Below are 25,557 nucleotides of genomic sequence, written 5' to 3'. Positions count from 1 at the left end.
TCTGTCCGGGAGCGGGTGCGGACCCGGGCATCGCCCCTTTCAATACAGATTCCGTGCCAGCTCGCATGCACATCGCAAACCGGCACCGGCGCGGCGAGGATGAGGTGCCGTGTGTTCAGGCGCCTGCGAAAGCGCGATACACCTGATCAAAAATGACACACCTGTGCCACGCCCTGATCAAGCCCCACACCGAGCCGGCGAGCGAGCAGATCGTCCACCAGCGCCTGCGCGATGTCGAACGCCGTCACCCGCTGCAGGCCACGCCATGCGGCCACGCCATTGACCTCGATGACCTGCGCCCCGGACGCGGCAGCGGCATCGGGCACGAGATCCACGCCGGCATAGTCCATGCCCAACGCGGCGGCGGCAGCCTCGGCCAGCGCCGCCAGGCCGGGCTCGAGCGCGCAGGCTTGGCAGCGCGCGCCGCGCGCCACGTTGCGCACCCAATGGGCGCTGACGCGCTTCATCGCCGCGCGCGCCTGCCCGCCGATCACCAGCACGCGCCAGTCGAAACCGGGCGCCTGCGGCGACTCGGCCTGCGGTACGAAGCGTTGCAGGTAGGCAAGCCCGGCCAGCTCAGCCAGCGGCGGCAGGGCCACGAAACCACCGTCGACCGCTCCCACGCGCAGCACGCCCTTGCCCTGCGAGCCGAACATCGGCTTCACCACCAGGCCGTGGCCGGCTGCCGCCTCGCGCACCAGGATGCGTCTTGCCTGGGCTTCGTCCTCCACCGCCCAGGCCGGCGGGGTCGCGACCCCGGCGCGATGGAGCAGGAAGCTGGTCATCGCCTTGTCGACGCTGCGCTCGATGGCGCGTGCATCGTTGTACACCGGCACACCCAGCTCGCGCAGCGCATGCAGGATGCCCAGGCGCTTGGTGATCTGTTCCAGGCTGCCGCCGGCGATGCCACGCACGATCGCGGCGCATGGCAAGGCCTTGCCGAAGCCGGGGATGAGCACGCCGTGGGGCGAGGCTGCGGTGTCGAAGCGGCACGCCGCGAGATCGACGCAGCGCCCCTCGAAACCCCGCCGCGCCAACGCCTGGCGCAGCCGGCGCGTGTGCCAGCCGGTCTCGTCGGTGAAGATGGCGACGCGGCGCTCGGTCATGTCAGGGCTCCAGCCACAGGCTGCGCAGCAAGGCCATGTCCACCCCGCCGGCGTGCCAGCTGCGGCCGCTGTCGAGGTTGCTCACCCACACCTCGGCAGGCGCGAACAGCGCCGGGTCGATCTTGTAGAAGTCGTACTCGTAGTCGCGAAAGATGTCGGCGAACGAGCGCCCGTAATCACGCGAGTTGGACGACGGCAGGCGCTGCGCGAGCGCCTGCGCGGCCTCGTCGCCGCCCCTGACCTTGAGGTGCACGCGCCCGCCATAGAGGATGGCGTCGTTGGTGCGCCCCATCGCCACACCGGCGTCGGGGCTGGGCACCGGCAGCGGCGCGCTGGCATGGCCGTCAACCACGTCGGCGAGTGCAAAGCCGAGCTCGTGCGCCTTGTGCATCGCCACCTCCAGCACGCGCGCGACCACCTGGGTGGTGCCGGCCAGGCTGGTGGTGGGCGTCAGCACCACCGTCAGCGCGGCGGGTGGGAGTGCGCAGTCGCGCAGGATCTTGTCGATCACCACCGCGGGCGGCGGGCGGTCGACCTCCAGCACCAGCACGCCTGCCTCGGCGTGGTCGCGATAGCCGAGCTCGGCAAACAGCGCTTCGCGGCAGGCCAGCGCTCGCGCCGGACCCGAGCCGAGCGCGAAGAACTTGCGCCCGCCCGCCTCCTCCTTGCTCGCCGCCAGGCTCCAGCCCGCGTACTGGCTTGCCAGGCAGGCCAGCACCGGCTGCGCGCTCGACACCTCGAGCCAGCCCGACCACTGCGCCTCCGTGCGCGCACACAGCCGGACCTCGCCAAGGCCGCCCATGCAGATCTCGCCGATGAGCAGGCCGGCGGCCACGCTGCCGCGCGTCGCGATACCGCCATCGACCAGGGTGACGCCATTGTCCAGGCGCGCCACGCCGACACCGAGCGCGTCCGCATCCTCCAGCAGGCGGGCCAGCGCGGGGGCGGCGAGCCGGTTGACGCTCAGGCTGGAGGCGCCGCCCGCGTGTGCATGTCCTTCGCTCATCCTGCCTCCCGTATCAGCCCTTGGCGGCGAGGATCTCGCGCGCCTTGTCGAAGGCCTCGGCAAAGCCGAGGTAGAGCGGCTTGTCGGCATTGCGCATGGCCACCAGCAGGCCGTTCTCGACCTGGTACTTGACGTTGCCCACGGCCAGCGCGCCGATGCCGACCGCGCGCATACCCGCGATCGGCTTGCCGTTGTCCATCACGCCCACGCCTGCGATGCCCTCGGGCGGTACGGCGTTGACGTCGGCCGCCACCAGCAGCCCGGCGGCACGGGCACGGTCGTCCGCGCTCATCACCTGCACCCCGGCAGCGGCCGTTGCCAGCACCACGTCGGCCTCGGCGAGCGCTGCGCGCCGGCTGGCCTCGTCCCCCGTACCCGCGCCGCGCAGGCTGCAGCCAAAGCGCTGCGCGGTCTCGGCCGCAGCACGCTCGGCGTTGGCCTGGTCGCGATGGCTGGCGAGCGTGACCTGCGCACCGAGCCCGGCGGCGAGCACGCCGGCAATACGCCCGACCGTGCCCGTGCCGCCCAGGATCAGCACCCGCTTGCCGGTGAGGTCGGTGCCGTGCGCCACGCCCAGCTGCCGCTCCACGCAGGCCACCAGCGCCGCCGCGGTGGTGTAGGCGCCGCTCGGATCGGCGATCACCGACACCTCGAAGGGCGGCACCATGGCCTTGCGCGCCCGCGCCAGCATGTCGGCGGCGAGCATGACGTCGCGCCCGCCGATGAAGATGCCGGTGGCCTTCACGCCCTTGGGGCCGCGCGAGAAGATCGCGTCCTGGGTGAGGCCGGTGATCTCGTCGAGACTGACCCCGCAGTAGGGCACGACCACCTGGTAGCCGGCATCGACCGCCATGTTGATGTCGAACGGGCTCATCTGCTTGCCCGGGGTGAACATGTGAAGGATGTAGCTGCGCTCCATGAGAGCCCTCCTCGCCTGGGGTGGGGATGAATGATCGTCTGCGCCGGCACGCCGGCGACCCGGAAGCCCGCGCGGCACCCTCAGGCGCGTTGCAGCGCAGGCGCACCAAGCCCGACGCGCGCACCTCGATTGTTCGCCGTGGTAAGCACCACGCGCAGCGCGGGGTCGAGCACACCGGCCGCGCGCGCCGCCGCCAGCACACGCTCGGCCACCGCCCGCGAGCGCAGGATTGCGAAGCCGGTGGGCCCCCACGAACTCTGGCCGATCGCGGCCGCCTCGATGCCGCGCAACCACTCGAGCATGTGCCCGACGGCCGCGCTGGTGTACATCGATCCGCCCTGGGCCGGGGCAAAGTAGTCGCCGATGAGGCGCTGGACGTGGCTGACGCCCGCGGCGAAGGGTTCGAAATCGCGCTCGATCACTGCCGGCAGCACCCGCATCAGCACCTGGTGACTGAGATCGGCGGCGAGCGCGCGCGGGAAAGGCGCCAGCGCATCCATTGCGACCCGTTCGGCAGCGCCGCACAAGCCGTCCATGCGCTCGTCCAGCACCAGCATGACCGTCCACTCGGCGGGGAACGTGGCATGCGCGAGCAAGGGCGCGGCGCTGCCGTCCGCCCCCGGGCCGCCATCGAGCAGCAGCCCGCCGCGATCGAAACCGGCAATGCCGACGCCCGAGCGCTTGCCGCGCCCGAGGATCGCGGCCAGCCGGCGGGTCGGCACCTCGAGGCCATGCCAGGTGCAGAAGGCCCGGCCCACCGCGAGCGCAAGCTGGGTGCCGGAGCCGAAGCCAGAGTGCGGCGGCGGTGCGGCATTCAGGCGCAGGCTCAAGGGCGTGTCCAGTCCGGTCTCGCGCTGCAGCAGATCGAGGTAGCGGGCGATGCGTTCGAGGTTCTCGTCCTGCCCCGGCACCGTGCCCAGGCCCGCTCCGATCTCGACTGCGTTGCGCGCCGCCGCGCTGACCGCAAGCCGGGCCTCGAAGCCCTCGATGACCAGCCCCAGGCTGGCGAAGCGGCGCCCGAGACTGCCATTGGGGTCGAGAAAACCCAGGTGGAGACGCGCCGGCGCATCGACAGTCACGCTGCGCGCGTGGTGGCGCGTGGACGCTGCTGCGGAACGAAGGAAGCTCATGGTCTTTGAAGGGCCCGGTGACGATGAACGATGACGGTGAACGACAGCGGCAGACGGTGCCGACCCGTGCTGTTTAGCAAGCATCGTTCCATACGTCATCGTCACGGCCATCGCCACAACCATCGGCCCGGCAGTCGACCCCGCAATCGATCCACGACGGTTGCAGCAGCGCAGCCACGAACAGGGTGCACACCGTCAGGTCGGCACTCGTGCCGGGGTTGAGGCCGCGCGCCTTGAGCGACGCATCCCAGCGCGCAAAGTCCGCCGCCTCGGCCGCGGTGGGATCGCGCGCCAGGCGCGCCTGCCAGGGCACAGCCTCGCGACGCACCTGCTCGGCGACGGCGTCGCCGAACTTGCGCCGCAGGTGGGAGTCCGGGTGCGTGGCCAGCCAGGCCAGGTAGACCGCCTGCACGCGCTGCGCCAGGGTCGCGGCCACGGGCGCCTGAAAGGCATCCAGGCCGAACTCGAACACCAGCCGGTAGTCCTCGGCGTACTGTCGTGCGATGAGGTCGCGGTCGGCGGCCAAGGCCATGGCGGCGCGCAAGCCCACCGTCGGCGGCCGCGACACGTCCTCCTCGTCTGCCGCCCCCAGCCCGCCCGGATTGGCGAGCGCGATCGCACGGTACGCGGCTGCCGCGTCGGCGAGGTCGAGCGCCTGCAGGCAGCCCTGCAGCGCGCTGCGCAGACTGCGGCAGCTGCGCGCGCGGGCACGCTCGGCCGCACACACCAGCGGCATGGCCAGCAGGAGGATCCCGAGGTTGGTGTTGCAGCCCACTGCCGCGCGCGTGGCCGCCACCGCCGCCTCGAGCCTGGCGCCGGGCGCAGCCCCGGGCTCGCACAAGGCCGGCGCGGAAACCCTGGCGCTGGTGAGGAACTGCTGCGCCACCATGTCATGCCCGCCGGAGGCGAAGCTGACGTTGCCAGGCTTGCGCACCGCAACATCGAGCCCGCACGCCCACAGGAAGGCCGCCTGCATCGCGTTCATCGCGCGTCTCCCTCCAATGTGTCGGCACCGATGGTGCGCAGCACGCCCGTGTCCAGGGCCTCGAGCAGCGCGCAGCGGCGGCTGTCCAGCGCGCGCAGGACGGCCTCGGCGGACGGCCCCTGTGCAAGCACGGTGCATACCGGATCACCGCGCGCATGCCTGCGACCGGCGGGCGGCACGTCGCACACCCAGGCACGGTCGAGCAGGGCGCGCCCCAGCGCGGCTCCCACCCGCCCCGGCTGGCGTGCAAAAACGGTCTCGAAACCCCGTACGGGCAACCCGCGCGCGCCGGGCCGGACCAAGCGGCCAGCGCTGGCCTCGACATGGGCGCGCAGGAGCCCGCCCTCGACGGCGTCGTGGAACAGACTGACCGCCGCGGTCGGGCGCGGGTTGAGCTCCAGCACCTGCATGCCGCCCTCGCCATCGACGATGAAATCGATACCGTTGAGCCCACGCAGCGCGAACGCCCCGGCCAGCAGTGATACCGCCCGCTGCACGGCCTGCTCGACGGACTGCGGCAGGGCGACCGGGCCGACACCGCCCCGGTACACGAAAGGCCGCCGCCCCAGCGCCCGGACGATCTGGCGGGCGATGCCGAGGACGCAAGCCTCGCGCCCATCGGCGAGAAAGAGCGCGGAGTACGCCTCGCCGCGCAGCTCGCGCTGGTAATGGAGGCCCGGCCCAGGGCGCACGGGTGCCCCCACCCGCTGCGCCAGGCGTTCGATGTGCCAGCCGCCGCAGGCGTGCGCATCCTTCAGCAGCCAGCCGCTGAGCCGTGCGGGCGGCGCGGTCTGCGAAGGCGGGTGGGCGATTCCCAGCTCGGCCAGCACCGCGAAGAACGTGGCCGGCGTGCGCACGCGCCGCACAAGCTCGGCGCCGTTGCCGATCAGCGGCAGCACTGCCGAGGCCGCCTGCAGGAGTTCGCCGTGCGCCTCGAAGCCGCTGCCCGCCACCCAGCCCAGCACACCGCGCGCGCGCAGCCGGTGCAGCGCAGCCAGCAGGCGGTCGGCATCGATCGCCAGCCCGTCGCCACCGATGGCGTACCAGGCGTCGGCGAGCGCAAGCGTGTCCTGGTCGCCGAACAGGTCGAGGGCGATCGCTCGGAAGCCGCTCGCGCGCGCGCAGGCGGCGAGGCTGCGGGCGGAATACGCCGCAAGGGCGATCGTGGGGGCATCGGTGCGCGGAATCATCGCGGCATTCTGTGCCAGTTCGCCACCGGCACGCCACCGCCCTGCAGTCGGGCCTGCGCAGCCCGCCACGCGCCCTGGCAACGGCTGCCGGATGTCCCAAAAAGTAGCACCTGCCCCATATTTAAGCAGGCGCCCTCAGCAGCGCCACGCCCTCTCCGGCGCGCACGCCGCCCACCCACCGCCCTGGTTGCCGGAGATCTGCCGACGGACCCCATGCTTGCCGGCGAATGGCGCGCTGCAGGGCCCTCCCGGCCCGTACAGGCGGTGCTTCGGCGTGGATGGCACAGCCTTTGCATTGGCAGAACCAGTTTCACGGCCACGACCACCAGCGATGGAGGCAGGCCACGGTAGTCCTCGTGAGCCGCGGCGAGGTGCAGTGCGTTTCGTGTGGCAATACAACTCAGCGTTGAATAGTGAGGAGACAAAAATGAAACAGACCGGGAATCCCGCCCGTCGCAACATGCAGCTTCTGGCCGCCGTATTGCTCGCACTTCCGGGGCTCGCGTCAGCGAATGCCGACCTCAAGGCCAAGATCGACAATCCGGGCAACTGGGCGGCCCAGGCCGGCGACTTCTACAACCAGCGCTACAGCAAGCTGGACCAGATCAACAAGGACAACGTGGGCGACATGCAGGTCGCGTGGACCTTCTCCACCGGCGTGCTGCGCGGCCACGAAGGCTCGCCGCTCGTCATCGACGGCATGATGTACATCCACACGCCCTTCCCCAACAAGGTGTTTGCGATCGATCTCGACACCCAGAAGATCGTCTGGCGCCACGAGCCGCGCCAGGATCCGTCGGTGATCGCGCAGATGTGCTGTGACACCGTGTATCGCGGCCTGGCCTACGCCGAAGGCAAGATCTTCCTGCAGCAGGCCGACAGCACCCTGGTCGCGCTCGACGCCAAGGACGGCAAGGTGCTGTGGAGCGTGGTCAACGGCGATCCGAAGCTCGGCGCAGTCAACACCAACGCCCCGCACGTCTTCGGCGACAAGGTGATCACCGGCATCTCGGGTGGCGAATGGGGTGTGCGCGGCTTCCTCGCGGCCTACGACATCAACACCGGCAAGCAGGTGTGGAAGGGCTACAGCGTAGGCCCCGATGCCGAAATGCTGATCGACCCCGACAAGACCATGACCTGGACGGACGGCGAGCTCAAGCCGGTTGGCAAGGACTCCTCGCTCAAGACCTGGCAGGGCGACCAGTGGAAGATCGGCGGCGGCACCACCTGGGGCTGGTTCAGCTACGACCCCGAACTCAATCTGGTCTACTCCGGCACCGGCAACCCCTCGACCTGGAACCCCTCGCAGCGCCCGGGTGACAACAAGTGGACGATGACCATCTTCGCCCGCGACCTCGACACCGGTGTCGCCAAGTGGGTCTACCAGATGACGCCGCATGACGAGTGGGACTACGACGGCGTCAATGAGATGATCCTCGCCGACATCAAGGTCAAGGGCAAGGACACCAAGGCGCTGGTGCACTTCGACCGCAACGGCTTCGCCTACACCATGGACCGCACCAATGGCGCACTGCTGGTGGCCGAGAAGTACGACCCGACGGTGAACTGGGCCTCGCATGTCGATATGAAGACCGGCCGGCCGCAAGTCGTCGCCCAGTACTCCACCTCGAAGTTCACCAACCCGAACCACGGCCCCGACGTGAACGTGAAGGGCATCTGCCCGGCCGCGCTCGGCACCAAGGACCAGCAACCGGCCTCCTTCGACCCCAATACCGGCCTGTTCTACGTGCCGACCAACCATGTGTGCATGGACTACGAGCCCTTCGAGGTCGAGTACGTCGCCGGCCAGCCCTATGTCGGCGCCACGCTGTCGATGTTCCCGACACCCAACAGCCATGGCGGCATGGGCAACTTCATCGCCTGGGATGCGGGCGAAGGCAAGATCGTGCAGTCCAAGCCCGAGAAGTTCTCGGTATGGAGCGGTTCGCTCAACACGGCTGGCGGCATCTCCTGCTTCGGCACCCTTGAAGGCCACCTGAAGTGTGTTGATGCCAAGGACATCAACAAGGAGCTGTACAGCTTCAAGACGCCCTCGGGCATCATCGGCAACGTGTTCACCTACCTGCACAAGGGCAAGCAATACCTGGGCGTGTTCTCGGGTATCGGCGGCTGGGCCGGCATCGGCATGGCGGCAGGGCTGGAGCAGGACACCGATGGCCTGGGCGCAGTGGGCGGCTACCGCGACCTGCAGAACTACACCCAGCTCGGCGGCTCGCTGACGATCTTCGCACTGCCCAATCGTTGATGGCGCGGGCACCGGTGGCCGCAGCACGGGCCACCGGCCAGCCCTCCCTGCAACAGGCCGTTTCGATCTCCGCCCCCGGGCCATGAACCCCGGGCCGCACAAGGGATCAGACAACACAAAGACAAGGCGGCGTGATCGAGCCCGCCGATCGAGACCGACGGGCCGCATCGAGCCCGGATGGAGGAGGAGTCATGAGACACAGGCAGTTCGCCATTGCATTCGCCCTGCTCTGCTTCGGTTCCGCGACCCAGGCGGAGGACGCCCGGGCCGCGGCCAAGAGCAGCGCGTCCGACAAGCCCCTGTACACCGTGGTAGACGGCTACAAGGTGGATGCCGACACCTTGCAGGGTTTCCGTACCTGGCGAGCTGCCGCCTGCGACCGCTGCCACGGCGCCAACCAGGAAGGCATGGTTGGCCCCTCGCTGATCGAAAGCCTGAAGACGCTGAGCAGGGACGAGTTCGTCACCGTCGTGCGCGACGGTCGCCTGGACAAGGGCATGCAGAGCTTTGGCAGCGACCAGCGCGTGATGGACAACATCGACCACCTCTATGCCTACCTCAAGGGGCGCTCGGACGGTGCCATAACCCGCGCGCGAGTGAGCGCAATCGAATGAGCCGACGGGACTTCCGATGACTGAGAGCCAAGCCCGACGCCCACGCGTCCCGCACCTCGCCGCCGGCAGCGTCGGCGCACTGTCCGCAATCCTGCTGCTGCTCGCGCCCGTCGAGGCACACGCCGAGCAAGGCAAGGCCAACGGCCGCGACGCGCTGCGCGTGTGCCAGGACCCGAACAACATGCCCTTCTCCAATGCCGGCGAGGAGGGTTTCGAGAACCGCATCGCCGAGCTTTTCGGCAAGCATCTCGGCGTCCCGGTCACCTACTTCAACTATCCGCAGCGCTTCGTGTTCATCCGCAACACCCTGCGCTACAAGTTACCGGGCGAGGACTACCCCTGCGACGTGATCATCGGGCTGCCGGTGGGCTTCGACCAGGTCGCCGTCACCAAGCCCTACTACCGCTCGACCTATGCCATGGTGATCCCGCCCGGCAAGGGCCTGGACGACGTCGCCACGGTGGACGACTTCCTCGCGCTTGGCCAGGAGCGCCTCGGCAAGCTCAGGATCGGCCTCTATGACAAGTCGCCGGTGTCGAAGTGGATGGATCGCCACAACCTCGTCGACCAGGGCGTGCCCTACCAGACGATCAACGTCGCCATGGATCATTACGTGGGCGACATCATCGACAAGGACCTCGTGTCGGGCAAGATCGACGTCGCCATCGTCTGGGGTCCGGTCGCCGGCTACTACGCACGCCAGGTCGACCCGCCGCTCAAGGTGGTGCCGCTGAAGTCGGAGCCCGGCATCCAGTTCGACTTCGCATTCGGCATGGGGATTCGCCGCGGCGAGCCCGAGTGGCAGAAACAGATCGAGGGCTTCCTGGACAGTCATCAGGGCGAGATCCAGGACATTCTCAAGGCCTATCACGTCCCGCTGATCGACCTCGATCAACGCACGGCGGCGAACTGATGCGCCTTGCGCCATCCTCACCCCATCCGCAGCAGACACCGACAGAGGGCAGCATGCACCGTCACACTCCGATCCGCCTTGCGCAGTGGGCCACCGTGCTAGCCCTGGGCTGCCTCGCACTTGCGGGCAGGCCAGCACTGGCGGCGGCGCAGGCGCAGGACTATTCGGCGGCCGAACGCATCATCTTCATGTCCGAGCACCTGTCTGCAGTCAAGCCGCCGCAATTGCTCGAGTACAGCTTCCGCAAGCACGGCACGCTCGAGGCCGGCTTCGAGGACCGCGTGGCGCTGCGGCTGTCGCCGACCGATGCCGGTGTCTGCTGCGACGCCGAAGCCGACTTTCTCAGCGCAGAGCGGCGCACCCGGCTCCCCGAGGTCGAGGACGCGCGCGCCAACCCCGTCATCCTGTACTTCCTCGAGCATGACGTGCGCGACATGAACCGCCTGACCAAGGGCCAGCCCAACCACTTCCGCAAGCGCATCCGCATGGCCATCTACGACGGCGCCCGGGTCGAGCATCGCGATGCCCACTACCAGGGCCGCAGCGTCGCGGTGCAGGAGGTGTCGATCTCCCCGTACGACGACGACCCCAACCGCGAGCGCTTCGCCCAGTACGCGGACAAGCAGTATGTGTTCTGGCTGTCGGAAGCCGTCCCTGGCGGCGTGCTCGGCATGGCGACACGCATGAACAACCCCGAGGCGGGCGCAGAACCGCTGGTGGTCGAGGAGCTGGTTCTCGATGGCGCCACCCTGCCCGCCCTCCCACCCAGACAGGCGGCACTCGGAAGATGAGCCGCCTCCTTGTGGAGCACGCCCGATGAACAAGTCCTTCAAACCCCTCGCGACCGTCATCATCGCCCTTGCCGCGTCGGCGAGCCTGCCGGCAGTGGCCAACGACTTTCCCACCATCGAGCGCGTGAACTACGTGCTCGAGTGCATGCGCGACCACCCTGGCCCGCAGTTCGAGATGTCGAGCAAGTGCTCGTGTGCACTCGATGCGCTCGCGCGCGAGGTCAGCTTCGAGGATTACCGCAGCATGCACACTGCCTCCCTGGCCAACACCATCGGCGGCGAGCGTGGCGGCTATTACCGCGGCAAGCACTGGCGCGGCGAAGTGCGCAAGTACCAGGAACTGCAGGCCAAGGCCAAGAAGGGCTGCTTCATCGACACCTCGGCCGCCAGCCGCTGAGCGCCCCGGTCGCCGACACACCGAGCCCCTGCGGCCCATGGCCGTGCGCACCGTCCGAGCCTCCCGCGCAGGCATCCTCGCCACAGTGCTTGCCGTGCTGGCAGGCGCCGCGGGCGAGTTGCTGGCAACCCAGCCCCTGCCGGTCGATGAGCTGGCCCCGGGCGTGTTCGTGCATCAGGGCCGGCACCAGCCCTGGGCCGCCACCGACGCGGACGATGTGGCGAACCTGGGCTTCGTGGTCGGCTCCGACTGTGTCGCCGTGATCGACACCGGGGGCAGCCCGGCAACCGGCGCAGCCCTGCTTGCCAGCATCCGCGCGGCAACGACGCGACCGGTGTGCTATGTGATCAACACCCATGTGCACCCCGACCACATCCTCGGCAACCCGGCTTTCGCCGCGCTCGAGCCGCGTCCCCGCTTCGTTGCGCACGCACGCCTGCCCGCCTCGCTCGCCGCGCGCGCGCCCTTTTATCTCCACGCGCTCGGGCGCGACACCGGCGCCACTGCGGGAGCGCCAGCGTTCCCGGCTTACGAGATCCTTGTGGACGACAGCCTCACGCTCGAACTCGGCGACGTCCGCCTGCACTTGCGCGCCTGGCAGACCGCCCACACCGACAACGACCTGAGCGTGCATGTCCCCGAGCGCGGCGTCGTCTTCCTGGGTGACCTGCTGTTCTCGACGCACCTGCCGGTGATCGACGGCCGCCTGCTTGGCTGGCTGGCCGTCATGGACGCACTCTCCGGCCCGAATGGCGGGCTGGCAGGGCATCTCGTCGTACCCGGCCACGGCCACCCCACGAGCGAATGGGCGCGCGCCTTCGCCCGCCAGCACGAATACCTCGCGCTGGTCCGCGATCGCACACGCCAGGCCATCGCCGAGGGGCGCGGCATTGCCGAGACGGTCGAGGCGCTGGCCGGCACCGGCATCGAAGGCTGGCTGCTGGCAGACGACTTTCATCGCCGCAACCTGACTGCGGCGTTTGCCGAACTGGAATGGGAAGACTAGGACCACCCCACAGGAGAAGCCATGAACACGCTCAGATCACTACTGCTGTGGTGCTCGCTCCTGCTCGGCCTGCCGGGCACGGGCCTGGCACAGCAGGCCGCGGCAGACGACGCGGAGGCCAACGCGACCTGGCAACAGGTGCGCAAGGCCATGTTCCAGGGCCGCGACATCACCAGCCCGGCCCCCGATGTCATCAGCATCGAGGCCCCGGACCGCGCCCAGGATGCAGCCATCGTCCCGCTGTCGATCCGCACCCACATCGACCAGCGCGCCGAGCGCTACATCGAGAAGCTCTACCTCGTCATCGACAACAACCCTTCGCCGGTCGGTGCGGTGTTCCACTTCACGCCCGCCAGCGGCCGCGCCGACATCGAGACGCGGGTCCGGATCGAGGCCTATACCCACGTGCGTGCGATCGCGCAGATGAATGACGGCGAGCTGTTCATGACGACCCGCTTCGTCAAGGCCTCGGGCGGCTGCTCCGCGCCGCCGGGCAAGGACATGACGGCAGCGCTGGCCAATCTGGGCAAGATGCGCTTTCGCGTCGAGGCTGCAGCCGACGGCAAGGTCGAGGCCGGCAAGCCGGCACTCGCGCAGTTGATGATCAGCCATCCGAACAACTCCGGCCTGGCCATGGATCAGCTCACCCGGCTCTATACGCCGGCCTATTTCGTGCGCCACATCCAGGTCAGCTATGCGGGCGAGCCGGTGCTGCGCGCGGAGGTGGACTTCTCGATCAGCGAGAATCCCAATTTCCGCTTCTACTTCCTGCCGCACGGCGAGGGCGAACTGAAGGCCGAGGTCATCGACACCAACGATCTGCGCTTCGAGAGCGCGCTGAAGATCTCGCCGCGCTAGTGCCATGCGCCCGGGCAGCGCCTACAAACCGTAGCCCGGGTTCAGCGCACGCTTCTCGGCCATGTCGCGCACCATGAAACGCACACCGCGCAGCCAGCTTTCGTCGTTGTTGCCGCGCAGATCGACCGACTTGACCAGGGCGACACGACCGCTGGCCGCCTCGATGATCTCGATATTGACGTTGAGGATCAGGTTGCTGACCTTCTGCACCCAACCCACAGCCACATAGTCGCTGCCAAGCCCTGCGGCGAGATCGGACTTGCAATGCACGCAGCGGAACACGAATTCTGCGCTGTTGCGCACCTTGTCCACCAGCGCCTGCTGGGGAGCAAGATCCACCGGCCGGTAGAGCCCGCGCTCGGCGATGAGCGCGCGGAACTCGGCGTCGATCATCTTCAGCCGCGCCTGCTGTTCGGCATCCCGGTTGCCATCCGGATGGTCCTCGAGCAGTTCGAAACCGATCATCGCCAGCGATGGCGGTGCGGCAAGGGCGACACCGCCCGCGGCGCACAGCAGCGCCGCCACGAGCAAGCGGCGAAGACGGCGTATCGTTGCATTCATGGCGTTCGTCTCCAGCAGGAGGTGGGATGAGACATTCGGACAGGCGGTGGACGTTCGGCCCTGCGGCCCTGCGGCTTGCTGCGGCACTGCTGTGCCTGATCACGTTCGCCCCCGCAGCCGTCCTCGCGCAGCTGGACGCCGCGGCGGCCGGGCGCATGCCGCAAGGCCTGGCCGAAGGCGTCCACGTGCTCGTCGGCGATGTCGACGCACCGACGCCGGCCAACCGCGGCGAGATCGGCAACATCGGCTTCGTGGTCGGTGAACAGGGCACGGTGGTGATCAACTGCGGGGCTTCGTATCGCCACGGCCGCGCCGTGATCGAGACGGCCGAACGCATCGGTGGCAAGCCGGTGGTGCTGGCGATCATTACCCAGCCGCTGCAGGAGTTCGTGATGGGCGCAAGCGCGTTCGCCGAACGCGGCATCCCCGTACTGAGCCATCGCGCCAGTGCCGAGCTCATCGAGGCGCGCTGCGAAACCTGTCTGCGCACGCTGCGCACGCAGCTCGGCGAGGACGAAATGGCCGGCACGCGCGTCGTGGTGCCCACACAGCGGATCGACGGCGACACCGTCGTCACCGTGGGCGGACGCGAACTGCAGCTGATCCACCCGGGCTGGGGCAGTTCGCCGGGCGACCTGATCGTACGCGACACGCACAGCGGGATCGTCTTTGCCGGTGCGCTGGCGGGCTTCGGGCGAGTCCCGGAACTGCGCGACGGCGACATGGCGGGCTGGCTGGCCGCACTGGACAGGCTGGAAGCCCTCGCTGGGCAGGGCCGCGACCTCGTCGTGCCGGGCTATGGCGCACCTGCCGGCACGCACGCACTGGCCGCCCTGCGCCACTACCTGCGCGACATCGACACCCGGGTGCACGCCCTGCTCGCCGCCGGAACGCCACTGCTGGAGGCAATCAAGGCCGCGGACCTGCCGGCCTACAGCCACTGGGCGCGCTACCCCTTGCAGCATGAGCGCAACGTGCAGCGGCGCTACCTCGCGCTCGAAAACGAATTGTTCGAGGACTGACAGGGGCGGCGCCCGCCGGCCGCGGCGCTCAGCGCCCTTCCAGTTCGCGCTTGAGCGCATCGAGCCCGGCCTGGTAGACGCCGGTCACGGCAGCGATCGCAGCCGCGTCGTTCAACTCGGGCGGCGGATCATTGTTGGGAAAGCCCCGGTAGAAGGCACCGCGCCACTCGACCTTCGAGCCCTTGTCGCCGTCGGCCGTCACCGTAAGGTGGGACACGTAGTTGCTTACCGGCAGCACCGCCACGTCGCCCTTGCTGATCTTGTACGAGTAGCTCATGCGCTCGGCACTGTAGCGGGTGAGCTGCTCGCCGATGCTCGGCTCGCCCTCGCCCTTGAGGACCAGCACACGCTCCGCACCCACTTCGTTCGCCGCAGCGCCGTCGGTGCGGGCCACCGCAGGATGCCAGGACATGTCGTGGAAATTGGCGATCCGCGCCCACACCTTGTCGGCCGGCGCCGCAATGTCGATGCTGAGCTCCACCTTCTGCCGGCTCGGCCCATGCGCCCAGGCGCTGCCGACCAGCAGGCCGCACAGGGCCAGGCTCAATACGCTTCTGCGAGTGGTTGTCATGTCGTCTCCAGGAGTGGGTCTTGATGACTTGCGGGGGATGGCGTTCAGCCCGGCTTGCCGGTGCGCTTGAGCATGCCGCGCTGCGGGTCGTAGCCCCAGGCTGCAAGCAGGAAGAAGACGACCAGGCAAGCACCGACGATGGCGAGCGACTGCACCGACACCTGGCCATGGAGTGCGAAGCGGATCGCCTCGACGGCGTGGGTGAAGGGGTTCCAGGTGGCGAGGAAGTGGATCACCCGCGCGCCGGACTCCTCCAGCTTCCACAACGGATAAAGCGCAGGCGAGATGAAGAACATCGGGAAGATGACGAAGTTCATCGTGCCGGCGAAGTTCTCGAGCTGACGCACATGCACCGACAACAGGAGGCCCAGCGCGCCCAGCATCATGCCGGCCAGCACCAGCACCGGCAGCGCGTAGAGCCAGCCGCCAAACGGCACGTCGACATCGAACAGCGCCGCGATGGCGAGAAAGACGTAGGCCTGCAGCACCGACAGCAGGGTGCCGGCGAGCAGCTTGCAGAACAACAGGTACCAGCGCGGCAGCGGCGCCGTGAGCAGCAGGCGCATCACCCCCATCTCGCGGTCATAGACCATCGCCAGCGAGGACTGCATGCCGTTGAACAGCAGCACCATGCCCAGCAGCCCGGGCACGATGTAGGTCTGGTAGGGGATGTAAGTGTCGTAGGGCGGGATGATGGAGACGCCGAACACGTTCTGGAAACCAGCGGCGAACACCACCAGCCACAGCAGCGGGCGCACAAGGGCGGACGCCAGCCGCCCGCCCTGGCGGACGAACTTGGCGACCTCGCGACTGGTGACCGCCTGCAGCGCAAGCAGGGCGTGGGCGAGCCTCATGCACGGCCCTCCCGGCAGCGCCAGCGTTCAATCGATCCGGGCCTGGCCTTCATGCGTCCATTCATGCATCCACTCCGTTCGGCTCTGGCGGTTCAGGGCTTGCACTGGCTGTCGCGGCGGTCGAAACCGAGCGTATCCATGTTGTTGCTCTGGTGCAGGAAGCCCTGGATGGGCGCGCGCTCGATCACCGCGTTGTGGGTGGCGATCAGCATCGGCTGGCGCAACTGGCGATCCCAGTCGCGGAAGTTGAGGCGGTTGCCCTTGAAACCGTCGATGGTGATCTCCTCGCTGCCGAGGTAGGCAACGAGCTTGTCGAAGGGCGCGTTCTCGGTGCGTACCACGGCCTCGACCACCGCCTTGACCGCGATCCACGCCGCCCAGTCGGCGCTGCCCATGTGACGCTTGGCCTGCTTGTCGAAGCGGCCCGTGAGCTGGGGCGCGCCATGGCGCGGCCAGGCCCAGTGCCAGGCCTCGGCCACCAGGCCCTCGGCGCCGATCACCGGACGCGGGCGCACGGTGTCGTAGGGCACGCTGCGCGCAAATTCGCCGTCGCTGTCCGCGACGAAGACGACATCGTGATCGGCGCCGGCGGTCAGCAGGCCGACATTGCCCTGCTCGCGCTGGCGCGGGTCATTGCTGAGCACGAACTCCTTCCTGGCGACGATCTTCAGGCCGAGCCGGCGCGCGGAGTTTTCGAAGGCGGCGCCGATGAGCTTGTCCTCGTCGCGTGGCCCCTGCAGCAACAGCACGTTGCGCCACTTCTTGAACACCAGGAACTGGGCCAGCGCGTCGGTCTGCATGCCGTGGTTGGGCAGGGTGTGATAGAGGTGGGCCTGGCACTGCGCCTGGCGCAGCACGTCGTCAGCCGCAGACACGTTGAACAGCAGCAATTCGCGGCCGCGCGTCTTCGCCGCCAGTTCGGCCACCACCGGACCCGGCGCGTCGATCAGGAAGAAGCGCACGCCCTCGCCGTTGAGCCTGTCGAGTTCGGCGAGCAAGGCTGCGGCATCGGCACCCTTTGCGCGCGCGAGCTCGAAGCCCACGCCCAGGGCCTGGCCAACGAAGCGCACCTCGCGGATCGCCACCTCGGCACCGGCAAGCGGCGGCCCCAGCGGACGCGACAGGGTGCGAAAAAAGGCCTTCTTGTCGTCGTAGCGCGGATCCTTGTCCAGCTCCAGGTAACCGAAGCGGATCACCTCGGCTGCCGTGGCAGCCAGGGTGAAGAGCAGCAAGCCCATCGCCAGCGCCAGATGCATGAGGCCAGCCATCGGCGGCGGACGCAGAGCGCCCGCCGCGCAAGCGAGATGCGTGGGGAAACGCAGTTTCATCTTATCGTTCTCCATCCATATTCCAGGTCAGCACCGCGAGCCTCGCCAACCAAGGTCCGACATAGGCGCGACGGTTTCCCGTGGGAGCGGCGCAAGCCGCGAGCCTTGTGTCGCGTCCACCGCCCGCATCGCCTTCAAACCCTCGCGGCTGGCGCCGCTCCCACGGCGGGAACAAACGCTGCGCCGCACTTCTGTGGGAGCGGCGCAAGCCGCGAGCCTTTCGTCGCATCCACCACCCTCCATCGCCTTCAAACCCTCGCGGCTGGCGCCGCTCCCACAGGGCGATGCGCGCCGCGGGTTGCCGTAGGCGCGGCGCAAGCCGCGAGCCTTACATCAGTCGTCGATCACCGCTGTGTGCGGCACGCGGCCGACCGGCACGGAACGGAGCACCTTGTTGGTCTTGGTGTCGACGATGGAGATGTCGTCGGACAGGCCATTGACGATCACCAGCATCGACTCGTCTCGGCTCAGCGTAGCGCCCCAGGCGCGGCTGCCGACGAGCACGTAGTCCTTGATCTGGCGGCTGGCGACATCGACCACGGCGAAGTGGTTGGCGCGACCGAGGGTGACGTAGGCGGTCTTGCCATCGCGTGTCATGGTGATGCCGACCGGGGTCACCTCCTCGCTGCGGAAGCCCTTGGGCGCGAAGCTGACCGTCTCCTTGATGGTGTTGGCCTTGGCGTCGAGAATCGTCACCGAGGCGCCAAGCTCGTTGGTCACCCACACCTCGCTGCCGTCCGGGGTGTCGGCGAAGCGGCGCGGGCGGTTACCGACCACCACGTTGGCAAGGATCTCGTTGGTCGCGGTGTCGATCACGTGCACCATGTTGGCGACCTCGGAGGTCACGTACAGGCGGCTGCCATCCTTGCTGACCAGGACGCCCTCGGGCTCCTCGCCAACCTCGATGGTGGCGAGGATTTCATTCTTGGCGACGTCAACCACCGAGACCTCGGCGTCATCCTCGTTGGAAACGTAGATCTTGCTGCCGTCCTTGCTGAAATCGAACATCTCCGGGTCCTCGCCGACGTCGATGCTGCGCACCACCTCGAGTTTGGCGATGTCGATCACATCCACCCGCTCGCTGTTGCTGGCGATGACGAAGATCTGCTCGCGGTCGGCGGTCAGCTTCATGTCGCGCGGGCGTTCGCCGGTGGGGATGGTCTTGACCACCTGGAAGGTCTTGCCGTCGAGCACCGTGACCGCGTTGTCGTTCTCGCTGCTGACGAAAATGTAGCCGGTGTCCTTGGCCAGTGCAGCGCCGGCGGGCAAGGCAAGCATGAGCGAGGTGGCCACTGCGCAGCCCAGGGTCTTCAGTCGGTTCATTGGGATCGTCTCCTTTTTGGGTATTGATTTGTCGGGCCGCTTACGGCCCGCGAACTGCCACTAAAAACGCGGGACACACCCCGCCAGAAAATCAGGCCGGCGCTGCGGCTCCCGCGCCGGTCATGTCCAGGAAGGCTTCGGCCAGGCTGGCTCTGCCAGAGGCCTGTACCAGCGCAGCCGGCGCGCCCTCGGCGAGCAGCTCGCCACGGTGCAGTACAAGCACGCGATCGGCGGCCTCGGCCTCATCCACCAGGTGCGAAGCCCACAGCACGCCCACGCCGGTGGCCCGCAAACCCAGCACCTCGTCGAGCAGGTGGCGGCGCGAGGCCGGATCCAGACCCACCGTGGCCTCGTCCATGAGCAGCACCGAGGGGCGGTGGACCAGCGCGCGCGCCAGTTCCACCTTGCGCCGGTTGCCGCCCGAGAGCTCGCGCACACGGTCGCCGCGGCGATCGCCCAGGCCCAGGCGGGCCAGCGCGTCGTCGATGCGCGCCGCCGCCAGCCGCGGGCCGAGCCCGTGCAGGCGGGCATGGAAGACGAGGTTGGCCTCGACACTCAGATCCATGTCCAGCGTCATCTGCTGGAACACCACGCCGATGCGCCCGAGCGCGCTCACCGGCGCGACCCGCATGTCGTGGCCGCACACCTGTACCTGGCCGGCGTCGGCATTGAACAGGCCGGTGAGCAGCTGGAACAGCGTGCTCTTGCCGGCGCCGTTGGGGCCGAGCAAGGCCACGAACTCACCGGCGCACACCTGCAGGTCGACGCCCTTCAGCGCCGGCCGCGCGCCGTAGGACTTGCGCACGCCACGTACGGACAGCAACACTTCACGCGCCGAATCAGGCATGTGCATCCCCCTCGCAGTTTGCCCGTGCATGCCCGGCCAGCGGCAAGCCGCCGAGCAGGTCGGGGTGACGGGCCAGCAGCGCTTCCTGCAGCCGCCCGACCTCTGCGCAGCCGGGCTGGCGCGGGCGTGGCAATTCGACCTCATGCTCGAGCACGACGCGGGCTGGCGCAGACGACAGGAAACACACGCGATCGGCCAGCGCCAGCGCCTCGCGCAAGTCGTGGGTCACGAACAGCACGCTGGCGCCGCAGCGTTGCCACTGCTCGACCAGCATCTCCCGCAGTCGATTGGCGGTCGGGGTGTCGAGCGACACGAAGGGCTCGTCCATCAGCAGCAGTTGCGGTTCATTGACGAACGCCCGCGCCAGCGCGACGCGCCGCATCATGCCGCCGGAGAGCCTGCCGGGATAGGCGTCGAGCACGTCACCCAGTTCCATCGCCCGCAGCAAGGCAACGGCACGCTCGCGTACCGCAGCAGCCGCACGCGGGTCTGCCGCGCGGGCGACGAGCAGCACGTTGTCGAGCACGCTCAGCCAGGGCATCAGCCGTGGCTCCTGGAACATGAAGCCGATGTCCTCGGGAAACGCGCCGTCGAGATCGACTCGCCCGCTCATGTCGCGATCGAGCCCGCCGACGATGTTGAGCAGGGTGCTCTTGCCGCAACCCGACGGCCCCACCACGCAGACGAACTCGCCCTGGCGCACGGACAGCCGCAACCCGGACAGGGCAAGGTGCGGACGCCCGCCACGGTCCGGGTAGCGCTTGTGGTCGATCTGGATCTCAAGCATCGCTCAGCCCCTCCAACGGGTCAGCCTGCGCTCGAGCGGGCGCAGCATCCAGGCTTCGACCGTCAGCACCACCGCGGCGAAGGCCAGGGTGTAGGCAAGGATGCCGGTGATGTCGAAGAACTGGAAGAAGACATTGAGCTGGAAGCCCACGCCGTCGCTGCGGCCGAGCAACTCCACCACGAGCACGATCTTCCAGATCAGCGACAGCCCGGAGCGCGCCGCCGCCATCAGGTAGGGCACGAGCTGGGGCAGGTACACACGCAGGAAGGTCGTCCGACGCGACAGACGGTAGGCGCGCGCGACGTCGAGCAGCTTGGGGTCCACCGCCCGCGCGCCCTCGCGCACGGTGACGATGACGGTCGGGATCTTGTTGATCGCCACGGCCAGGATGGCGGCCCAGTCGTTGAGGCCAAACCACACGTAGCACAGGATGATGGTGACCAGCGCCGGGATGTTGAGGCCGAGCACCAGCCAGGCGTCGAAGAAGGCGTCACACTGCCGCCACCGCCCCATTGCCATGCCCACCAGGGCGCCGATGAGCATCGCCGCCGTGAAGGCGACCACCACCCGGCCAAGGGTGACGGCAAGATGACCAGGGAGCGCCATCGACGCGACTTCGTCCCAGATGCGCGCCAACACTGCAGCCGGCGTGGGCAGCGTGTGGTTGTCGGCGATCAGCGCGCCGAGCTGCCAGACCAGCACGAATACGAGCAGGGAGGCAAGGCGGAGCCAGCGGTCGCGGCGGCTGGCCGGCGACACGCTCGTGGTCTGGGCCTGGTTGCGTGCGTTGGACGGCATGAAGCGTGGCGGATCGATGCTTGCCTGAGTGCCAGCCTGAGCGCGTACCTGAGGCCGCCCCGTCACTGCGCCCCTCCCCGTCGCCAGAAGGTGCCCGGCGCAAGCGCGTCGGACCTGCCGACCAGTGCCGGACCGCCTTCTGCGGCGAGGATGGCGAATACGCGGGCTGCGACACGCTCGGCCTCGCGTTCGCCATCCTCGCCGTCAGCACGCGGGATCCCGGCCCGGAAGCCTTCGCGCAGGGCGATGAAGGTGTCCTCGTTCTCGGCTCGCATCAGCGGCCGCAGCGCCTCCCAGGCCGCATCCGAGGCAAGCATCAGGTCCTTGGCCGCAGCCGAGGCACGCAGAAAGCCCTCGATGGCGCCCGGATTGGCACGTGCCCAGCGCTCGCTGAACACCCAGCCCACCAGCGGCAACGCGTCCTCGATGCCCAGCCCTGCAAGGATCTGCGGCATGGTGATGAGCTCGGCCATGCCGGCCGCAGACAGGCGAGCACTGAAGTGCCAGAAGTTCATCGCCGCGGGCAGTTCGCCGCGCATGACGAGTTCATTGAGCAGGGGTGGCGCGGCAAACTGCGGGCGCACGAAGGTGGCTGCGTCCTCGCCAACCGTCCTGCGCGCATAGGCGCGCAGCAGCAGCCAGCTCTTGTCGAGCGCCCCGCCGGCAATGCCCAGGCGCTTGCCCTTGAGGTCGGCAAAGCTCGCGATACCCGCATCCGGGCGTACGCTGACGCCACCCACGGCCTGCGAGTAGGGCGAGAACACATAGTCGCGCCCCTCGCTGCGCATGCGCGAAACCCAGATCCAGTCGTTGGCGATGACATCGACCTCACCGCCCTGGATCGCTACGTTGGCCGCATCCTTGAGCGCCAGCGGAACGATGCGGATCTCGACCCCCTCGCGCTCGGCAAAGCCTTCGCGCTGCATGACGTCGAGCTCCCAGCTCACGGTACCGAACTGCAGGATGCCGACGCGCACCACCTGGCGCTCGGCTGCCACGGCCCCCGCCACCATCGCACCGCCCAGCATCAGCGCACACGCCAGCTTGCTCCAGAACCCTCGCATGAACCCGTGTCTCCATGTCCGCGCCTTTGCCTTGGGGCACAGACGCATTGTTTTTCCGACACCTGCAGATTCCGTGCCACGAAGCCGAAACGCATCACATGCGGGACACCGTCCGGCGATCTGCCCGACGCTGCGCAGTGTCGCGCGGGCGAACCTGTTCCAAATGGGAACATCAATTGTTCAATCCCGCAGCAGCACCCCACGAACGCCAGGCACCCCGACTGCGGCTATTGCGCCGCACAAGGCGCCGCGACCGGACATGCATCCAGCCGGCATGGATCCTGCATGTCCGCCCGGACACCCGAATCGCAGGACTGCCGGCCACGCGCAACATGAAGCAACAGCACGACTCGCGCCCCTCACCCGACGCGCTCACGCCGTCCGCACATCCGCCCAGCACGCTGCAGCCGGAGCGCCATGCACGCCTGGTGACACTGTCGGCCCCCGCCATGGAAGACCTCCACCGCCAGCTCGACAGCCCCTCGGTCACCGTCATCCTGACCGACAGCGCAGGCACCGTGCTGCGCGCCATCGGCACACGCCCGCGCGCGGCGGACACCATCGCGCCCCAGGGCATCGGCATCGCCGCCCCCATCCTGCCGCCCGCCGGCGGTCTGCTCGGCTTCATCGATGTCGATATTTCGCAACTCGGTTGGCTCACGCATGCCAACGCCCTGGTGCAGACGGCGGCTCGCATCATCGAGCACCGCCTGATCGAGTCCGAACCGGAAGGCTTTCTGTTGCTGCGCTTTCATCGCTACCCCGCGGTGCTCGGTACGCCGCTCGAGGCGCTGACGCTGTTCGACGCCGAAGGCTGCGTGCTCGCCGCCAATCGGGTCGCTCTTGAACTGCTGGCCTCATGCACCGAAGACGGCGCCACCGATGCGCCCGCCTGCTTCACCACCCACTGGCGAGGCATCGTCGGCTACGCCGCACTCGGCCTGCGCCAGCCCTTCACGCTGCGCGACCGCCGCGGCATGCAGTATTCCGCCCGTGCAAGCCTGCGCCGGGGCGCCCACCCATGACCGACCGCCTCCACCACGCGCCCAGCCTCAAGGCGCATATCAGCCTCGTGCTCACCGCCCTCATCGCGGTAATGATGGCGGTCACCGCCGTGGTCTGGATGCGCGAGACGCGCAATGCCATCCACGAGGAGGTGGAGGCCGCCACCCGCGTCGCCGAGCAATGGCTCAACGTGCTGATTCCCGAAACCCTGGCCGACGGCCCGCAAGCCCGCGAGCGCCTGATGCACCACCTCGAAGCGGTCGGCCGTATCCGCGCCAACCGCCTCGAAGTCTTCGACAGCCTTGGCGGGCGCCTCTACCTGTCCCCCGACTCACCGTACAAGGCCGGTCGCTTCGCCCCCGACGGCTTCGCACGCTGGGTCGAACCCACCGTGGCGCCGCGCAACCTGCCTGCGGGCGAGCTCACCATCGTGCTCACGCCGGACACCTCGCGCGCCGTGCTCGACGCCTGGGACAAGCTCACGGCCGCGCTCGGCTGGGCCGTCGCCCTGCTGATGCTGATCTGGCTCGCCACCCGGTTCGCAATCAATCGCGCGCTCTCACCGGTCGCCGAGATCCACTCGGCACTCGAACGCAGCGCACAGGGCCGCTTCGACCTGCGCCTGCCCGAATACCCTACGCGTGAGCTCGCCCTGCTCGCGCGCAGCTACAACAGGCTCGCCGACAGCCTCGACCAGAGCCTGGCCGAGAACGCCCGCCTCGAGCACGACCAGGCCCTCGCCCATGCGGTGCAACTGCGACTTGAGCAGGAACGGCGCCTGATCGCGCGCGAACTGCATGACGAGCTCGGCCAGGGCATCACCGCAGTGCGCGCCATCGCCGGCGCCATCATCCAGCGCAGCACCGACCAGCCCGGGCTCAACGGCAGCGCACAGGCCATCCTCGCCATGACCGGACAGATGCAGGAAGGCGTGCGTACCATCCTGCAGCGCCTGCGCACCAGCACCGGCGACGATGGCCTGCACGTGGAGGAAGCGATCCGCAGCTACTGCGAACTGTGGGCCAGGCATCATGGCGACATCGAGATCCAATGCACCATCGAACCCCTGGCACAGGCGGTGTCCGACGCCGTCGGCCTCACCATCCTGCGCATGGTGCAGGAGAGCCTGACCAACGTGGTGCGCCACGCCCGCGCCAGCCGCGTCGAGGTGCGGCTGGGACTGCGCGACGGCGACATCGAGATCGAGGTCATCGACAACGGGTGCGGCCTCGGCGAGAATCCGGGCCCGGGCCGCTACGGGCTGATGGGCATGCGCGAACGCGTTGCCGAGCTGCACGGCAGGCTCGAGCTCTGCCGCCCGCCGCAAGGCGGCCTGTGCGTGCGGGCCCGCCTGCCGCACCCCCTCCACACCGAACAAGGATGACCGTGCACACCCTCCAGGGCCTCCGCATCCTGCTGGCCGACGACCACGCCGCCGTGCGCATGGGTTTTCGCCTGCTGCTCGAAGGCGCGGGCGCCGAGGTGGTCGGCGAAGCCGACAGCGGCGAGAAGGCGGTGACCGCCTTCTCCGAACTGAAGCCTGCAATGCTGATGATGGACGTCTCGATGCCCGGCATCGGCGGTCTGGGCGCGCTCGAGCGCCTGCTCGCCCACCACCCCGATGCACGCGTGCTGATCCTGTCCGCACACGACGACGCCCAGATTCCCGCGCGCGCCCTGCGTGCAGGTGCCACCGGCTACCTGTCCAAGCGTGCCCAGCCCCAGGAATTGCTGCGCGCAGTCGCCACCGTGGCCCGCGGCCAACGCTACATCGACCCCGACATCGCCCCTGCGCTCGCGCTCGCGCAGTTCTCCGGCGGTCAGGATCCGGTCACCGCGCTCACCGAAAAGGAGTTCGCGGTCTTCCTGCAGCTCGCCCAAGGCCGCACGGTGGCCGAGATCGCAGACAGCCACAATCTCAGCCCCAGCACGGTGGGGACGCACCTGTATCACATCAAGCAGAAGCTCAACGTCTCCAACGCCGCCGAGCTTGCCCTGGTGGCAATCCGCAGCGGCCTTATCGAAGTCTGACCGGTCTCGAACCAGGCAAAGCTCGCGGCTGGCGCCGCTCCTACGGGAGAGCGCCGCGGTGTCTGTTCCCACCGTAGGAGCGGCGCCAGCCGCGAGGGGTTGAAGGCGATGGGCGTCGGGCGGGTGCAATGAAAAGCTCGCGGCTCGCGCCGCTCCTACGGGAGAGCGCCGCGGTGCCTGTTCCC

Annotated in this window: 26 protein-coding genes; 11 read left to right on the top strand and 15 right to left on the bottom strand. The window is 68.7% G+C overall.

All coding sequences use genetic code 11. The features are described 5' to 3' along the window. Positions 1 to 146: 146 nt before the first annotated feature. The 6 genes from B447_RS19040 to B447_RS19015 all read right to left on the bottom strand — a co-directional run bounded on the left by B447_RS19040 (position 147) and on the right by B447_RS19015 (position 6,336). Positions 147 to 1,106, bottom strand: a complete 960-nt coding sequence (locus B447_RS19040; protein ID WP_002944337.1) for an ATP-grasp domain-containing protein — start codon at positions 1,104 to 1,106, stop codon at positions 147 to 149. Position 1,107: 1 nt separating this feature from the next. Next, on the bottom strand, positions 1,108 to 2,112 hold the full coding sequence (gene mch / locus B447_RS19035) for a methenyltetrahydromethanopterin cyclohydrolase (protein WP_002944331.1): 1,005 nt from the start codon (positions 2,110 to 2,112) through the stop codon (positions 1,108 to 1,110). Positions 2,113 to 2,125: 13 nt separating this feature from the next. Then, positions 2,126 to 3,031: an NAD(P)-dependent methylenetetrahydromethanopterin dehydrogenase gene (locus B447_RS19030; protein ID WP_002944329.1), complete on the bottom strand. Its 906-nt coding sequence runs from the start codon at positions 3,029 to 3,031 to the stop codon at positions 2,126 to 2,128. A gap of 80 nt (positions 3,032 to 3,111) precedes the next feature. Further along, complete coding sequence (locus tag B447_RS19025; RefSeq protein ID WP_002944327.1) at positions 3,112 to 4,161, bottom strand: beta-ribofuranosylaminobenzene 5'-phosphate synthase family protein; 1,050 nt, start codon at positions 4,159 to 4,161, stop codon at positions 3,112 to 3,114. 73 nt (positions 4,162 to 4,234) lie between these two features. Then, positions 4,235 to 5,146, bottom strand: a complete 912-nt coding sequence (locus B447_RS19020; RefSeq protein WP_002944325.1) for a triphosphoribosyl-dephospho-CoA synthase — start codon at positions 5,144 to 5,146, stop codon at positions 4,235 to 4,237. Continuing rightward, positions 5,143 to 6,336: an ATP-grasp domain-containing protein gene (locus B447_RS19015; RefSeq protein ID WP_002944324.1), complete on the bottom strand. Its 1,194-nt coding sequence runs from the start codon at positions 6,334 to 6,336 to the stop codon at positions 5,143 to 5,145. The genes B447_RS19020 and B447_RS19015 overlap by 4 nt, the downstream gene beginning before the upstream one ends. Before the next feature lie 427 nt (positions 6,337 to 6,763). Between B447_RS19015 and B447_RS19010 the strand changes: the two genes are divergently transcribed. The 7 genes from B447_RS19010 to B447_RS18980 all read left to right on the top strand — a co-directional run bounded on the left by B447_RS19010 (position 6,764) and on the right by B447_RS18980 (position 13,181). Then, the gene (locus B447_RS19010; RefSeq protein ID WP_002944322.1) at positions 6,764 to 8,602 is read left to right on the top strand and encodes a methanol/ethanol family PQQ-dependent dehydrogenase; all 1,839 of its coding nucleotides are present in this window, start codon (positions 6,764 to 6,766) and stop codon (positions 8,600 to 8,602) included. A gap of 191 nt (positions 8,603 to 8,793) precedes the next feature. Further along, the gene (locus tag B447_RS19005) at positions 8,794 to 9,216 is read left to right on the top strand and encodes a c-type cytochrome (protein WP_002923410.1); all 423 of its coding nucleotides are present in this window, start codon (positions 8,794 to 8,796) and stop codon (positions 9,214 to 9,216) included. A 16-nt stretch (positions 9,217 to 9,232) separates the two neighbouring features. Then, entirely contained in the window at positions 9,233 to 10,129 is an 897-nt protein-coding gene (locus tag B447_RS19000) for a quinoprotein dehydrogenase-associated putative ABC transporter substrate-binding protein (protein ID WP_002944319.1), read from the top strand. Between the two features lie 53 nt (positions 10,130 to 10,182). Then, positions 10,183 to 10,920 carry a hypothetical protein gene (locus B447_RS18995; protein WP_002944311.1) on the top strand — a complete coding sequence of 246 codons (738 nt, stop codon included), beginning with the start codon at positions 10,183 to 10,185 and terminating at the stop codon, positions 10,918 to 10,920. A 25-nt stretch (positions 10,921 to 10,945) separates the two neighbouring features. Beyond that, on the top strand, positions 10,946 to 11,317 hold the full coding sequence (locus B447_RS18990; RefSeq protein WP_002923406.1) for a hypothetical protein: 372 nt from the start codon (positions 10,946 to 10,948) through the stop codon (positions 11,315 to 11,317). 37 nt (positions 11,318 to 11,354) lie between these two features. Next, entirely contained in the window at positions 11,355 to 12,323 is a 969-nt protein-coding gene (locus B447_RS18985) for a quinoprotein relay system zinc metallohydrolase 2 (RefSeq protein ID WP_002944310.1), read from the top strand. A 21-nt stretch (positions 12,324 to 12,344) separates the two neighbouring features. After that, positions 12,345 to 13,181 carry a quinoprotein dehydrogenase-associated SoxYZ-like carrier gene (locus B447_RS18980; RefSeq protein WP_002944309.1) on the top strand — a complete coding sequence of 279 codons (837 nt, stop codon included), beginning with the start codon at positions 12,345 to 12,347 and terminating at the stop codon, positions 13,179 to 13,181. 21 nt (positions 13,182 to 13,202) lie between these two features. On the opposite strand, the gene B447_RS18975 is transcribed toward B447_RS18980, so the two are convergent. Beyond that, complete coding sequence (locus B447_RS18975; protein ID WP_002944308.1) at positions 13,203 to 13,742, bottom strand: DUF3280 domain-containing protein; 540 nt, start codon at positions 13,740 to 13,742, stop codon at positions 13,203 to 13,205. Positions 13,743 to 13,768: 26 nt separating this feature from the next. On the opposite strand from B447_RS18975, the gene B447_RS18970 reads away from it, so the two are divergent. Then, positions 13,769 to 14,764: an MBL fold metallo-hydrolase gene (locus B447_RS18970; protein WP_002944307.1), complete on the top strand. Its 996-nt coding sequence runs from the start codon at positions 13,769 to 13,771 to the stop codon at positions 14,762 to 14,764. A gap of 28 nt (positions 14,765 to 14,792) precedes the next feature. Here B447_RS18970 and B447_RS18965 read toward each other — a convergent pair whose 3' ends face one another. The 8 genes from B447_RS18965 to B447_RS18930 form a co-directional block, all read right to left on the bottom strand. Next, on the bottom strand, positions 14,793 to 15,335 hold the full coding sequence (locus tag B447_RS18965; protein ID WP_037983184.1) for an SRPBCC family protein: 543 nt from the start codon (positions 15,333 to 15,335) through the stop codon (positions 14,793 to 14,795). A 44-nt stretch (positions 15,336 to 15,379) separates the two neighbouring features. Then, entirely contained in the window at positions 15,380 to 16,189 is an 810-nt protein-coding gene (locus tag B447_RS18960; protein WP_002923400.1) for an ABC transporter permease, read from the bottom strand. Positions 16,190 to 16,281: 92 nt separating this feature from the next. After that, complete coding sequence (locus B447_RS18955) at positions 16,282 to 17,517, bottom strand: hypothetical protein (RefSeq protein ID WP_002944304.1); 1,236 nt, start codon at positions 17,515 to 17,517, stop codon at positions 16,282 to 16,284. A gap of 333 nt (positions 17,518 to 17,850) precedes the next feature. After that, on the bottom strand, positions 17,851 to 18,840 hold the full coding sequence (locus B447_RS18950) for a PQQ-dependent catabolism-associated beta-propeller protein (protein WP_002923388.1): 990 nt from the start codon (positions 18,838 to 18,840) through the stop codon (positions 17,851 to 17,853). A 91-nt stretch (positions 18,841 to 18,931) separates the two neighbouring features. Then, a complete protein-coding gene (locus tag B447_RS18945) occupies positions 18,932 to 19,687 on the bottom strand; it encodes an ABC transporter ATP-binding protein (RefSeq protein WP_002944303.1) in 756 nt (251 codons plus the stop codon). Next, positions 19,680 to 20,474 carry an ABC transporter ATP-binding protein gene (locus B447_RS18940; RefSeq protein WP_002944301.1) on the bottom strand — a complete coding sequence of 265 codons (795 nt, stop codon included), beginning with the start codon at positions 20,472 to 20,474 and terminating at the stop codon, positions 19,680 to 19,682. The genes B447_RS18945 and B447_RS18940 overlap by 8 nt, the downstream gene beginning before the upstream one ends. A gap of 3 nt (positions 20,475 to 20,477) precedes the next feature. Continuing rightward, the gene (locus B447_RS18935) at positions 20,478 to 21,338 is read right to left on the bottom strand and encodes an ABC transporter permease (RefSeq protein WP_002944299.1); all 861 of its coding nucleotides are present in this window, start codon (positions 21,336 to 21,338) and stop codon (positions 20,478 to 20,480) included. Further along, entirely contained in the window at positions 21,335 to 22,336 is a 1,002-nt protein-coding gene (locus tag B447_RS18930) for an ABC transporter substrate-binding protein (RefSeq protein ID WP_002944298.1), read from the bottom strand. Before B447_RS18930 ends, B447_RS18935 begins: the two co-directional genes overlap by 4 nt. A 332-nt stretch (positions 22,337 to 22,668) precedes the next feature. Between B447_RS18930 and B447_RS18925 the strand changes: the two genes are divergently transcribed. From B447_RS18925 to B447_RS18915, 3 genes are read left to right on the top strand one after another with little or no spacing between them, the layout of a single operon-like run. Then, the gene (locus B447_RS18925; protein WP_002923376.1) at positions 22,669 to 23,361 is read left to right on the top strand and encodes a hypothetical protein; all 693 of its coding nucleotides are present in this window, start codon (positions 22,669 to 22,671) and stop codon (positions 23,359 to 23,361) included. Then, positions 23,358 to 24,725 (top strand): sensor histidine kinase, encoded by a 1,368-nt coding sequence (locus B447_RS18920; protein WP_002944297.1) that lies wholly within the window; start codon positions 23,358 to 23,360, stop codon positions 24,723 to 24,725. Before B447_RS18925 ends, B447_RS18920 begins: the two co-directional genes overlap by 4 nt. Continuing rightward, positions 24,722 to 25,372 (top strand): response regulator, encoded by a 651-nt coding sequence (locus tag B447_RS18915; RefSeq protein ID WP_002944294.1) that lies wholly within the window; start codon positions 24,722 to 24,724, stop codon positions 25,370 to 25,372. Before B447_RS18920 ends, B447_RS18915 begins: the two co-directional genes overlap by 4 nt. The last annotated feature ends 185 nt before the right edge of the window (positions 25,373 to 25,557 follow it).

The sequence above is a fragment of the Thauera sp. 27 genome, from assembly GCF_000310125.2.
Taxonomy (GTDB): Bacteria; Pseudomonadota; Gammaproteobacteria; order Burkholderiales; family Rhodocyclaceae; genus Thauera; species Thauera mechernichensis.
The sequence above is the reverse complement of the archived record's forward strand: the minus strand, read 5'-3'. Positions and strand labels throughout refer to the sequence as shown.

Coding starts and splice junctions, on each gene's coding strand:
- B447_RS19040 (WP_002944337.1), bottom strand. CDS start 1,106: ATGACCGAGCGCCGCGTCGCCATCTTCACCGACGAGACCGGCTGGCAC.
- mch (WP_002944331.1), bottom strand. CDS start 2,112: ATGAGCGAAGGACATGCACACGCGGGCGGCGCCTCCAGCCTGAGCGTC.
- B447_RS19030 (WP_002944329.1), bottom strand. CDS start 3,031: ATGGAGCGCAGCTACATCCTTCACATGTTCACCCCGGGCAAGCAGATG.
- B447_RS19025 (WP_002944327.1), bottom strand. CDS start 4,161: ATGAGCTTCCTTCGTTCCGCAGCAGCGTCCACGCGCCACCACGCGCGC.
- B447_RS19020 (WP_002944325.1), bottom strand. CDS start 5,146: ATGAACGCGATGCAGGCGGCCTTCCTGTGGGCGTGCGGGCTCGATGTT.
- B447_RS19015 (WP_002944324.1), bottom strand. CDS start 6,336: ATGATTCCGCGCACCGATGCCCCCACGATCGCCCTTGCGGCGTATTCC.
- B447_RS19010 (WP_002944322.1), top strand. CDS start 6,764: ATGAAACAGACCGGGAATCCCGCCCGTCGCAACATGCAGCTTCTGGCC.
- B447_RS19005 (WP_002923410.1), top strand. CDS start 8,794: ATGAGACACAGGCAGTTCGCCATTGCATTCGCCCTGCTCTGCTTCGGT.
- B447_RS19000 (WP_002944319.1), top strand. CDS start 9,233: ATGACTGAGAGCCAAGCCCGACGCCCACGCGTCCCGCACCTCGCCGCC.
- B447_RS18995 (WP_002944311.1), top strand. CDS start 10,183: ATGCACCGTCACACTCCGATCCGCCTTGCGCAGTGGGCCACCGTGCTA.
- B447_RS18990 (WP_002923406.1), top strand. CDS start 10,946: ATGAACAAGTCCTTCAAACCCCTCGCGACCGTCATCATCGCCCTTGCC.
- B447_RS18985 (WP_002944310.1), top strand. CDS start 11,355: ATGGCCGTGCGCACCGTCCGAGCCTCCCGCGCAGGCATCCTCGCCACA.
- B447_RS18980 (WP_002944309.1), top strand. CDS start 12,345: ATGAACACGCTCAGATCACTACTGCTGTGGTGCTCGCTCCTGCTCGGC.
- B447_RS18975 (WP_002944308.1), bottom strand. CDS start 13,742: ATGAATGCAACGATACGCCGTCTTCGCCGCTTGCTCGTGGCGGCGCTG.
- B447_RS18970 (WP_002944307.1), top strand. CDS start 13,769: ATGAGACATTCGGACAGGCGGTGGACGTTCGGCCCTGCGGCCCTGCGG.
- B447_RS18965 (WP_037983184.1), bottom strand. CDS start 15,335: ATGACAACCACTCGCAGAAGCGTATTGAGCCTGGCCCTGTGCGGCCTG.
- B447_RS18960 (WP_002923400.1), bottom strand. CDS start 16,189: ATGAGGCTCGCCCACGCCCTGCTTGCGCTGCAGGCGGTCACCAGTCGC.
- B447_RS18955 (WP_002944304.1), bottom strand. CDS start 17,517: ATGAAACTGCGTTTCCCCACGCATCTCGCTTGCGCGGCGGGCGCTCTG.
- B447_RS18950 (WP_002923388.1), bottom strand. CDS start 18,840: ATGAACCGACTGAAGACCCTGGGCTGCGCAGTGGCCACCTCGCTCATG.
- B447_RS18945 (WP_002944303.1), bottom strand. CDS start 19,687: ATGCCTGATTCGGCGCGTGAAGTGTTGCTGTCCGTACGTGGCGTGCGC.
- B447_RS18940 (WP_002944301.1), bottom strand. CDS start 20,474: ATGCTTGAGATCCAGATCGACCACAAGCGCTACCCGGACCGTGGCGGG.
- B447_RS18930 (WP_002944298.1), bottom strand. CDS start 22,336: ATGCGAGGGTTCTGGAGCAAGCTGGCGTGTGCGCTGATGCTGGGCGGT.
- B447_RS18925 (WP_002923376.1), top strand. CDS start 22,669: ATGAAGCAACAGCACGACTCGCGCCCCTCACCCGACGCGCTCACGCCG.
- B447_RS18920 (WP_002944297.1), top strand. CDS start 23,358: ATGACCGACCGCCTCCACCACGCGCCCAGCCTCAAGGCGCATATCAGC.
- B447_RS18915 (WP_002944294.1), top strand. CDS start 24,722: ATGACCGTGCACACCCTCCAGGGCCTCCGCATCCTGCTGGCCGACGAC.